This window comes from Sandarakinorhabdus rubra (genome assembly GCF_010994245.1).
In the GTDB taxonomy this organism is placed as follows: Bacteria; Pseudomonadota; Alphaproteobacteria; order Sphingomonadales; family Sphingomonadaceae; genus Sandarakinorhabdus; species Sandarakinorhabdus rubra.
Map to the genome: position 1 here is coordinate 1 of NZ_WMHO01000110.1, position 8,393 is coordinate 8,393.

The 8,393-nt window shown below is 67.2% G+C and carries 8 protein-coding genes; 3 read left to right on the forward strand and 5 right to left on the reverse strand.

Annotated elements, in window-relative coordinates; all coding sequences use genetic code 11:
- On the reverse strand, positions 1-1,009 hold a 1,009-nt coding region (gene tyrS, locus GJV64_RS08210), incomplete at its 3' end, for a tyrosine--tRNA ligase (RefSeq protein ID WP_164156777.1).
- A gap of 106 nt (positions 1,010-1,115) precedes the next feature.
- On the opposite strand from tyrS, the gene GJV64_RS08215 reads away from it, so the two are divergent.
- Positions 1,116-1,889 carry a cytochrome b/b6 domain-containing protein gene (locus GJV64_RS08215; protein ID WP_164156778.1) on the forward strand — a complete coding sequence of 258 codons (774 nt, stop codon included), beginning with the start codon at positions 1,116-1,118 and terminating at the stop codon, positions 1,887-1,889.
- A 33-nt stretch (positions 1,890-1,922) separates the two neighbouring features.
- On the forward strand, positions 1,923-4,127 hold the full coding sequence (uvrB, locus tag GJV64_RS08220; RefSeq protein ID WP_164156779.1) for an excinuclease ABC subunit UvrB: 2,205 nt from the start codon (positions 1,923-1,925) through the stop codon (positions 4,125-4,127).
- Positions 4,128-4,166: 39 nt separating this feature from the next.
- Here uvrB and GJV64_RS08225 read toward each other — a convergent pair whose 3' ends face one another.
- Positions 4,167-4,502 carry an excalibur calcium-binding domain-containing protein gene (locus GJV64_RS08225; protein ID WP_164156780.1) on the reverse strand — a complete coding sequence of 112 codons (336 nt, stop codon included), beginning with the start codon at positions 4,500-4,502 and terminating at the stop codon, positions 4,167-4,169.
- 23 nt (positions 4,503-4,525) lie between these two features.
- Positions 4,526-4,837, reverse strand: coding sequence for a hypothetical protein (locus GJV64_RS08230; protein WP_164156781.1), 312 nt, complete (start codon positions 4,835-4,837; stop codon positions 4,526-4,528).
- Between the two features lie 78 nt (positions 4,838-4,915).
- On the opposite strand from GJV64_RS08230, the gene GJV64_RS08235 reads away from it, so the two are divergent.
- A complete protein-coding gene (locus GJV64_RS08235) occupies positions 4,916-5,509 on the forward strand; it encodes a sterol desaturase family protein (RefSeq protein ID WP_164156782.1) in 594 nt (197 codons plus the stop codon).
- Between the two features lie 36 nt (positions 5,510-5,545).
- Here GJV64_RS08235 and GJV64_RS08240 read toward each other — a convergent pair whose 3' ends face one another.
- Positions 5,546-6,478, reverse strand: coding sequence for a phytoene/squalene synthase family protein (locus tag GJV64_RS08240; protein WP_164156783.1), 933 nt, complete (start codon positions 6,476-6,478; stop codon positions 5,546-5,548).
- Positions 6,479-6,561: 83 nt separating this feature from the next.
- The coding region (locus GJV64_RS08245) for an autotransporter outer membrane beta-barrel domain-containing protein (RefSeq protein ID WP_164156784.1) at positions 6,562-8,393 on the reverse strand (1,832 nt) is incomplete at its 5' end.

The following is an 8,393-nucleotide window of genomic DNA, read 5'->3' on the forward strand; positions in this document are numbered from 1 at the left end:
GCGGCAGCGCCTCGCCGGCGCCACCTTCGGCAAAGGTGGTGCGCGCGGTTTCGGCCGCCGCTTCGGCCGCAGCCCGGCCGCGACACAGCGCGGTGGCCTCGGTGGCCAGCACCGCCTTGGCCGTGTTGATCTCGGCGCCTTCCAGCGCTTCCAGCCGGGCGATCTCGGCCTCGGGCAGATCGGTGAACAGGCGCAGGAACCGCCCCACGTCGGCATCATGGGTGTTGCGCCAGAACTGCCAGTAATCAAACGTCGGCAGTTGATCCTCGTGCAGCCACACCGCGCCCTGCGCCGTCTTGCCCATCTTGGCGCCATCGGCGCGGGTGATCAGCGGCGTCGTCAGGCCGAACGCCTCGCGCCCTTCGATGCGGCGGATGAGATCGGTGCCATTGACGATGTTGCCCCACTGGTCGCTGCCCCCCATCTGCAGCGCACAGCCGAAGCGGCGATTGAGTTCCAGATAATCATAGGCCTGGAAGATCATGTAGTTGAATTCGAGGAACGAAAGCGGCTGCTCGCGCTCCAGCCGCAGCCGCACGCTATCGAACGTCAGCATCCGGTTGATCGAGAAATGCCGGCCGACATCGCGCAGGAAGGGGATATAGGCGAGGCCCGACAACCACTCGTCGTTGTTGACCATCACCGCATCGGTCGGTCCGTCACCAAAGGTCAGGAAGCGCTCGAAGATGCGGCGGATGCTGGCCATGTTGGCATTGATCTGCGCATCACCCAGCAGCTGCCGCGCCTCGTCCTTGCCGGACGGATCACCAATCTTCGTCGTTCCCCCGCCCATCAGCACGATCGGTTTGTGGCCCGATTGCTGCAGATGCCGCAGCATCATGATCGAGACGAGATTGCCGATGTGCAGCGACGGCGCCGTGCAGTCGAACCCCACATAGGCCGTGATCACACCCCCCCCCGCCGCCGCATCGAGCGCGCCGGCATCGGTGATCTGGTGAATAAACCCGCGCGCCTCGAGGCGCCGGAGAAAGTCGCTGCTGTAGGTCATGGCGGCGATGGCTTTACGGTGTGAGAGCCGGCTTGTCATGCCCTGCCGGCAAGCGTGACCGCTTTGTACTTGCGCCGGCGCGCGGCAACCGCCAACCACGCCGGCCATGACCGTCTTCTATCTCGTGCTGGCCATTGCCCTGGCGTTTGGCCTGAATGCCCGGCCGCGCCACTGGCGGGCGCTGGCGCAGGTGGGGGCGGCGGCGGCGTTGGGCATGATGGCGTGGTCGATCTGGCTGGCCAATGGCGATGGCACGTTTGCGGCGCGGCCGGCGGATGATGTGCGGCCGCTGCTGCTGAACCTGATGGCGGGCGTGGCGGTGCTGGCGATTCTGATGCTGTTGGTGCTGCTGCCCGGCCAGTGGAGCCGCGAGGTGGAGTCGGTGCCGACCTGGAACGCCCGCGGGCGTTGGGGCAAGCTGGCGCGGTTGCTGCACTGGTCGAGCGCCGTGCTGATGCTCGTGGCGCTGCCGATGGGCCTGTTCGTCACCGTGCTGGCGCCCTCGCCGGACCGCGCCGGTTTTGCCGCCACGCATATCGGCATCGGGCTGTTCGGGGTGCTGTTGCTGTTGCTGCGGGTGCTGGCGCAGGCGGCCTCCCCCGGCCCGGCCAGCCCCAATGGCGCGGCGTGGCTGAACAAGGCGGCGCTCTATCTGCTGCTGGCGCTGCTGCCGCTGTCTGGCCTGGCACTGGCCAGTGCGGCCGGATGGCCGGTGCTGGGCGTGGTGTTGCCGGAGGCGGTGCCGCTGCCGCCGGCGCGCAGTGCGCACCAGTGGCTGTCGGCGCTGTTCGCGCTGGCCTTTGCTGCCCATGCCGGCGCGGTTGTCTGGCACCATTTTGTGCTGCGCGACCGGCAGCTGGTGCGGCGGATGCTGCGCTAGAACAAAGCGCGCACATGGTGCATGTAAGGCGCCATGGCCATCCAGATTCGCACCAATCTTGCCGAGACGGACCTGCCCGCCTTCACGCCGCACCGCCCGGCGCGGCCCGAGAAGTCCGAGGGCGGCCGGCCCTTCGTGATGAAGACGGACTATACGCCGTCGGGGGACCAACCGGCGGCGATTGCCGAGCTGGTGGCGGAGGCCAACGAGGGCGCGCGGGACCAGGTGCTGCTGGGCGTGACCGGTTCGGGCAAGACCTTCACCATGGCCAAGGTGATCGAGGCGGTACAGCGCCCGGCGCTGATCCTGGCGCCCAACAAGATCCTGGCCGCGCAATTGTACGGCGAATTCAAGAGCTTCTTCCCCGACAACGCGGTCGAGTATTTCGTGAGTTATTACGACTATTACCAGCCCGAGGCCTATGTGCCGCGTTCCGACACCTATATCGAGAAGGAGTCGAGCGTGAACGAGGCCATCGACCGGATGCGCCACTCCGCCACCCGCGCGCTGCTGGAACGCGATGACGTGATCATCGTCGCGTCCGTCTCCTGCCTCTATGGCATCGGCTCGGTCGAGACCTATTCAGCGATGACGTTCGGCCTCAAGAAGGGCGGCAGCGCCGATCTCAAGGAGGTGGTGCGCAAGCTCGTCGCCATGCAGTACAAGCGCGGCGACCTCAGCTTCGCGCGCGGCAATTTCCGGGTGCGCGGCGACAGCCTGGAGATCTTCCCCTCCCACTATGAGGACAGCGCCTGGCGCATCAGCTTCTTCGGCGACGAGATCGAGGCGATTTCCGAGTTCGATCCGCTGACCGGCGAGACGGTGGCGAAGCTCGACCACATCAAGATCTACGCCAACAGCCATTATGTGACGCCGGGCCCGACTCTGAAGCAGGCCGCCGAGGCCATCAAGCACGAGCTAGCCGAGCGGCTGAAGGAGCTGAACGCCGAAGGCAAGTTGCTGGAGGCGCAGCGGCTGGAGCAGCGGACGAACTTTGATCTGGAGATGATTGCCGCCACGGGCAGCTGCGCAGGGATCGAGAATTACAGCCGCTTTTTGACCGGCCGCCTGCCCGGCGAGCCGCCGCCGACCCTGTTCGAATATCTGCCGGAAAACGCCCTGCTGTTCATCGATGAAAGCCATGTGACTGTGCCGCAGATCGGCGCCATGGCCAAGGGCGACCATCGCCGCAAGGTGACGCTGGCCGAATATGGCTTCCGCCTGCCCAGCTGTATCGACAACCGGCCGCTGCGCTTTGCCGAGTGGGAGGCGATGCGCCCGCAGACGGTGTTCGTGTCCGCCACGCCCGGCCCGTGGGAGATGGACAAGACGGGCGGCGTGTTCACCGAACAGGTGATCCGCCCGACCGGGCTCATCGATCCGCCGGTGGAGATCAAGCCGGTGGAGGACCAGGTGGAGGACCTGATCCAGGAAGCCAAGAAGACCGCCGCCGCCGGTTATCGCACTCTGGTGACGACGCTCACCAAGCGCATGGCCGAGGACCTGACCGAGTTCCTGCACGAAGCCGGCCTGCGCGTGCGCTACATGCATTCGGACGTCGAGACGCTGGAGCGCATCGAGCTGATCCGCGACCTGCGGCTTGGCGTCTATGACGTGCTGGTGGGCATCAACCTGCTGCGCGAAGGGCTCGACATTCCGGAATGCGGGCTGGTCGCCATCCTCGATGCCGACAAGGAGGGATTCCTGCGCTCCGAGACCAGCCTCATCCAGACGATCGGGCGGGCGGCGCGCAATGTCGAAGGCCGCGTGATCCTCTATGCCGATCGCGTGACGGGCAGCATGGAACGCGCCATGGCCGAGACCAACCGCCGCCGCGCCAAGCAGGAGGAATACAACAGCCTCAACGGCATCACGCCCACCACCATCAAGCGCAACATCGGCGACGTGCTGGCCGATGTGTCGATGAAGGATGGCCTGGTGGTGGACACCGGCGACGATGACACCCCGCACCTCGTGGGCCACAATCTGAAGGCCTATATCGCCGACCTCGAAGAGCAGATGAAGAAGGCCGCCGCCGACCTGGAGTTCGAGACCGCGGCAGCCATCCGCGACCAGATCCGCCGGCTGGAAATGGACGAGCTGGGCGTCCCCGCCGGCGCCCAGACCACGCCGGTGAAAGGCCGGGCCACCGGCGGCGTGGCCGGCACGCGCACCACGCGCTTCTCCAAGATGCAGAAGAAGGGCTTCAGCGGGAAACGGCGCGGCGCGGGGCGGTAACGTCGCCAGATCCCGGCTTCCCGGCCAAATCCCATGCACCTAACCGCGATAGGGTTCGCAGGCGATGCCGTCACCATCGCCGTCCATTTCGGCGCGGTAGGAGGGCTCGTCGCGCCGGATACTTTCGTATCCGGCAGCCCGGGCGTCATTGCATCCGGAAAAATAGCGGTAGGGACGCGGCTCGGGCCGCAGCAGTGCCGCTCCCCTGTCGACCATGTTGCCAGCGCGATGTATCAGGCTGGCCCGCTCGCCAGGTGGCATCGTCGCAATCCACCCACCGCCGCCACCAAGAATCACGCCAAAGACGGCAAGTACCGGCAGCGGTACAGTAACATCAGGACGATTGCGCCGGCGACGAGCCATGACTGGCAGCATGCTCGCCCAAGCTTAAAGGGCAGTTAAATCAAGCAGCCCACCCCGGCGCGCACGAACTCGCTGATCAGTTGCGGGTCGCCGGCCGGATTGATGCGCTCGGCGATCTCGCGGATGCTCATCCGCCTGAGGCGGCGCTCGTCGAGACGGGCGAGGCGCTCGATGGTGCGCCACTGGTCGTTGGTGAGGTTGCGAGCCAGCCGGTCACCCATGCAATAGGCCTGGCGTTCCGGCACGCCCAGCTCGTAAAGATTGCGGCCCAGCCGTTCGGCGCGCGTGGCGCAGGCGCTCAGCGCCAGGGCAATGGCGAGCGTGGCGGCAACAACAGGCAGTTTCATCGGCGTGGCCTTTTTCGTGACGGGGTGCGGCATCGCCCCTAGTGTCTAAGCCGGGCAGTCTGGCTATAGGCTGAACGCATGCTCGATACGCTTGCCAGCCTGTCCACCCGCTACCCCTTGCTCACCGATGTGAACTGGTGGCAGGGCATACTGATTGCGCTGATCGTGGTGGCGATCATGGAGGTGGTGGCCATCGTGTCCCACAAATATGTGATGCACGGCTTCCTGTGGGTGCTGCACAAGTCCCACCACGAACCGCGCACCGGCAAGTTCGAGAAGAACGACTGGTTCGGCGTTGCCGGCGCCATCCCCTCGATGATCCTCTTGATGATCGGCACGCACTATGGCCTGCACATGCTCACCGCCATTGGCGCCGGTATCACCATGTATGGCGCCATCTATTTCTTCCTGCACGACATTCTCGTCCACCGCCGGGTGAAGCACAGCTGGAACCCGCAATGGGGTTACATGAAGCGGGTGGTGCAGGCGCACCGGTTGCATCACGTGGTGGAAACCAAGGAAGGCACGGTGAGCTTTGGCTTCATCTGGGCGCCGCCGATCCGCCAGCTGAAGGCCCAGCTGGAAGCCGATGGCCGCGGCCGGATTCGGGCCAGCGCCAAGATGCGCGCCGAAATGGGCATGATCGACAACGCGGAGCATTGGGCGCGATAAACGCGCCCGGGGGCGGAGCACAGGGCGCGGCAAGCCCTACTCCGGCAACGTCCACAGCCCTTCGCGCGGCGGCCCCGGCATTGGCCAGCGCTGTTTCCTGACCAGCATGTCGCCAAAGGCCAGCGCCACGGCGCGGGCCTTCTCGGCCTTTGTGGTGGAGACGCGGTTCTCGAGGCCCGCCTCCTCAAGCGCGCGCACCTTGCGTCCGATCCCGCCATAGATGCGGGCCGCGGCCAGCACCGCCCAGGCGGCCCGGTTGCCCAGCGCTGCAGTGCCGTGGCGGGCCGAATCCTCATACTCTTCGGCCTTGAACACCAGCCGCGCCACCAGCCGCGCCAGTTGCCGGCGGTGGCGCGGGAAGGCGAAGCTTTCCGGCGTCAGGCCTACGCTGGCCAGCCAGTCATCGGGGATGTAGCGGCGGCCGTTCATCGCGTCCTCGATCACGTCGCGGGCGATGTTGTTGAGCTGAAAACTCATGCCCAGGTCGCAGGCACGCACCAGCACCGGGTGATTGTCCGGCTTCACGCCCATCACGATCGCCATCATTGCGCCCACGCAGCCGGCGACATGATAGCAATAGGTGAGCGTGTCATCGAAGGTGAGGAAGGGGCGGCCTTCCATGTCGATGCGAAAGCCGTGGACGAGATCGCGTGGGAAGCGCGCCGGCATGCCGGTTTCCTGCACCACCCTTGCCAGCGCCTCATAAGGCGTGCCGGGCGCCGGGTTGCCGGCCAGCGCGCGTTCCGTCTGCCAGTACACTTCGGCCAGCCGCTCGGCGGGCGGGCGGCGATCATCGCTGCGCCCCTCCCCCAGCACCTGGCCGTCGATCACGTCATCGGTGTGTCGGCACCAGGCATAGAGCAACATCGCCCGGTCGCGCGTGGGCGCATCGAACAGGCGGCTGGCCAGTGCGAAGCTTTTCGATCCGCGCGCGATGGCGTCGCGGGCATTGGCTAGAACGTCGGACACGGCTGGCTTCCTGCCCGCATGGGCCATGGCTGGCAAGCGGGGTGAATGGCGGGGGTGGCAGCACCACCCCCGCCGGCCGCACCTCAGAAGGCCAGGCGCGCCTGGATGCGGGCGCTGGTCAGATTGTCGCGCTTCCCGCGCACCGTGGAAACGCCGCCGGCGATGCTCAGGCGCTCCTTCACCTTGATCACGATGTCGGCACCCGCCTGCGCCGCCGCGCGGTTCAGGCCCAGCGTCAACTGTGCCGGATCAGCCGCCGGATTGGCGCCCAGCAGGCGGAACGGCATGGTGATGGCGCTGTCACCGATCTGGAAGACGCCGCCGCCGCGCAGTTGCAGGTCGATCGAGGTCTTGGCGCCGCTGGACAGGGAGAAACCGGCCGTCAGCTGCGGGTTCAGGCTCCACAGCCACTGGGTCTCGTCCAGCGCCTGCGCACCGGCCCCGCCCAGCCCGCGCTCCTCATAGCCCGACTGGGTGAGCGCCGTGCCGGCCACGTCCAGCGAGGGGCGCAGGAAGCCGTTCTTCCAACGCCAGTCATAGCTAGCCGAGGCCGCCACCTGCACGAACCGCGCCTGCGGCTCGACATAGGCGCTAGTCGCCTCGAACAGCGTACTGGACCGCCGCGCCCGCAGCCACTGCCAGCCACCGGCGACACCGGCGGTCAGCTTGAGGTCGCTCGCCGGCTCGAAGGTCAGCGCGGCGCCCAGCTGCAGCGCATCGCCATTGCCATCGGCCATCGGGCCATCGCGCATGATGAAGCGGCTGATGCGGCGGTATCCGGCCGCAGCGCTCACCGTCCAGGCACTGCCCAGCCGCACCGTACCGCCACCGGTCAGCGACAGGCTGTCGGCACTGGCGCCAAACTGGTCGGCCCGGCTCTTCTGGCCGAAGCTGTCATACTCGGCATTGGCCCAGATGCTGTTCTCCTCGATATCGAGGGCATTGCGGCCGAACAGCTGGCGGCGGAAGCCATCAGCCGCCTGATAGTGCAGCTTCAGCGGCGTCAGCCAGGCTTCCGGCGTCACCTGCAGCATCAGCTGGGTGAAGCGCGCGGCCTCGCCGGCCGGCACGTTGCCGAGCAGCGCCATCAGGCGGCCGATGCCGTCCGAGCCGCCGGCCAGCAGGGCCGAGTTCATGTGACGGCCCAGCGCCTGGCCGTTCGGCCACAGCGATGCCTGGTCGAAGCGCGGCACGTAGGACAGGGTGATGCCGCCCGCCCCGCCGGCCAGGCTGTAGTCCATCGCCAGCGTGTCGGTCACCGTCATGCCGTTGTTGGTGCCGGTGCCGCCGGTGGTGGCGATCAGCGTGTAAGGCACAGCATTGGCGAGCTGGGTGAGCGTCACATCCAGCCGGCCCGCGACGGTGGCATTGCCGGCCACGTTGATGCGATCGGACGGGGCGGAGCCAAAGCCGACATCGGCGATCAGCCGGCCGGTGGCGGTCTGCACGAAGTCGCCCGCAAGCGCCGTCTGCGTGATCACCCGCGCGCCAAACAGCAGGTTGCTGCGCGCCGGGGCGGCGGCATCCTGGTTGGGCTGGGCCTGGCCGCCGGCGACATCCACCGGAACCTGCGGTGCCGACAGGCCGATCTGCAGCACGCCTTCATTGCGCAGCGTGCCGCTGGACCCCGCCCCGTCACGCAGCTGCACGGTCTCGCCCATCACATAGGTGGCGCCAAGGCTGTTGCGCAGCAGGTTGGTGCCGCCGCCCAGCAGCACGTTGCCATACAGGCCGCCGTTGTTGATCAGCGTGTCGTTGCCGGCGGTGCCGACCATCGCAAGGCGCGAGACCGACGACAGCGAGCCATTGCTGGTGACGATATTGTCCGCCCCGCCGGCCAGCTGCACACCGACGCCGGTGCCGCTGCCGCCGCGCACGGCGCCGCCCAGCGTGATCGCGATGGCCTCGCCGCCGG